The 2,096-nt window shown below is 60.4% G+C and carries 1 protein-coding gene and 3 pseudogenes; 2 read left to right on the top strand and 2 right to left on the bottom strand.

Annotation, left to right across the window (positions count from 1 at the left end; translation table 11 throughout):
- Window positions 1-310 (bottom strand): annotated as a pseudogene (locus JSE7799_RS02485) (IS256 family transposase); the annotation flags it as partial.
- A 129-nt stretch (window positions 311-439) separates the two neighbouring features.
- Here JSE7799_RS02485 and JSE7799_RS02480 point away from each other — a divergent pair.
- Window positions 440-778, top strand: a pseudogene (locus tag JSE7799_RS02480) (transposase); the annotation flags it as partial.
- 168 nt (window positions 779-946) lie between these two features.
- On the opposite strand, the gene JSE7799_RS22180 reads toward JSE7799_RS02480, so the two are convergent.
- On the bottom strand, window positions 947-1,633 hold the full coding sequence (locus tag JSE7799_RS22180) for a thermonuclease family protein (RefSeq protein WP_186201817.1): 687 nt from the start codon (window positions 1,631-1,633) through the stop codon (window positions 947-949).
- 312 nt (window positions 1,634-1,945) lie between these two features.
- Here JSE7799_RS22180 and JSE7799_RS20275 point away from each other — a divergent pair.
- Window positions 1,946-2,096 (top strand): annotated as a pseudogene (locus JSE7799_RS20275) (IS1380 family transposase); the annotation flags it as partial.

Below are 2,096 nucleotides of genomic sequence, written 5' to 3'. Positions count from 1 at the left end.
GTACCAGCGCCGAGCGGAACTTGATCTTGCTCCCATCTTCATTGCGGCCGCGATCGCGCACGCGCGGGACCTGCACAGGAATGGTCCCGATCCCGGTCATCATCTCGCGCTCGGGCAGAAAACCATGGCGCACAAGACGCTGGCGGCCCTCCTCGTCCAGAAGATGCGCATGCTCGGCGAGGAAGGCGGATACCTCCGCCTGAACCGCCGTTCGCAGAAGCTCCTTGGCCCCAGCTTGGATTACCTCGGTCAACGGATCCGCAGAAAATTCCGATGGCAGTTCGAACGGGACAACGGTAGATTTGGCCATGGTGGCATATCCTTTCTCTTTTGAGACTGACGGCGCGTGAACACCGCCATGATATGCCGCCTACTTCAGGCCATCACCAACTTTCGGGCATAACTCCCGGTGCGCTTCTCGACCGAGATGAAACCACACAGGTATCGCGCTGCGAAAGCCGACTGTCAGGCTTGTCCATTGAAGGCCCAATGCTGCCCGAATAGCGAAACGCGAAGCCTGCAACGCGGCAAATACGAGATCGTGCGCGACTTCGCCCGAACCTGCATGGCGTCTGCCTTCAACGCGACGGCCTCGAGGCGGCGCAAGAAGGTTGAAATGCTCTTCGCGCATCTGGGACGTATCCTGGGGCTCAGCCGACTGCGACTGAAGGGGCCATTGGGAGTGAAGGACGAGTTCACACTCGCCGCCACCGCCCAGAACCTCAGGAAATTGGCCAAGCTCTGCCCGACAAACGCCCCCGCGATGCAAATCGGCTGAAAAAGCCGATCATGCCGACGTCAGGCGTGGAAGGGCCGCTCCAAAAACATGCGCAGAATTGCTCCCGATTAAAATCAACTGCGAGTTTTTCTACAGCATCGGCTCTCTGCAGACCGTCGCTGCAGGCTATCTGGACGACCGCTTCGTGCCCCCGCGAGGCTTTCACGCTCAACCCAAGGTCTTCAAGCTGCGCAACCGACGTTCTCGAAGATCATTTTCACCGTCGCGGCGCTCGTCGCCCCGCTGCCTCTGAGCAGAACCACCTCTCCCCGCGCCGTGTGTCGATACGCGCCCGATCCTACCGGCACGTGATACCACAGCAGAGGTGTTTGACCCGCCTCGTTCTCGCCGGTTGCCGGCCCGATAATTCCAAGGCATCATAAACCGGCCGCGCCAGAAACATATTTTTGTGGCCTTCGCCACCAATTCCTCGTCAACGTAGGCCATTGAATACTGTCGACAGGCCGTTGCCCAGCCTTCCCGCACCATGTGAGCGTTCAGCTCCTCTCCGGTGGCGCTCACGATGCAGGTGCCGACCACACGACCGTAGCGATCAGTGTCTTCACGTCGGCAGGCGACGGTGCGTCTGCCTATGAGGTTGTCGAGCGCATTCGCAGCCTGACCGCCGCAAGGGTAAAGCCCGCCGGAAGCGTCTTCACGAGCTTGGCCAGACTCTAGGGCATCGATACCTTGAAGGCGGATTCGTATATTACCAATCCGTATCGTGCCCCCATCTATAACTCTTGCTTGACCTACCGCATCCGGGAAAGCGGAGCGGCCGGCACCTGCGTCGGAAAACTCAACCCCAACGCGCCTGCCGCCAACACGAGCCCGTTCGAGATAGTCGTCGTACATCCAACACGCGAATTCCATCGCGCAGCCGCACGTCGGACCATGCGCCCTCCTGCCTGAGAACATAGACGAACTCACCTCGTGTAGCGCAAGACTGCGCCTCTCTCCGCGGCCGGAGTCATCTTCCTCTGGGTGCTGGCGCTGCGGGAATAGGACCCTTTCCACCTGCTCGACCACTTGGCGCTCTAGATGGCCGCCGCCTACTTAGCCCGGATAATTCACGAGAAGGCGGCGGAGGTGGCGTAACCGTCTGAAACTCTGTATTTTTTGGTTATCGACGCCAAAGATTCAGATTTCAGCAGGACGACCTCCGCCATGACCCAGTCTACGTGCTCCACGCCCCGCCTGTCACCCCTCAATGGCAAGCCGGTCCTGCTCGGGTTTGACGGCGCCGACATGAGCTCCGACGCCGGACTGACCCTGCTGCGCGAGATCGAGCGCAGGGCGGGTCTGGCGCAGCGGCTCG

This window comes from Jannaschia seosinensis (assembly GCF_001408515.1).
Classification (GTDB): Bacteria; Pseudomonadota; Alphaproteobacteria; order Rhodobacterales; family Rhodobacteraceae; genus Jannaschia; species Jannaschia seosinensis.
The sequence above is the reverse complement of the archived record's forward strand: the minus strand, read 5'-3'. Positions and strand labels throughout refer to the sequence as shown.

Coding starts and splice junctions, on each gene's coding strand:
- JSE7799_RS22180 (WP_186201817.1), bottom strand. CDS start 1,633: ATGTACGACGACTATCTCGAACGGGCTCGTGTTGGCGGCAGGCGCGTT.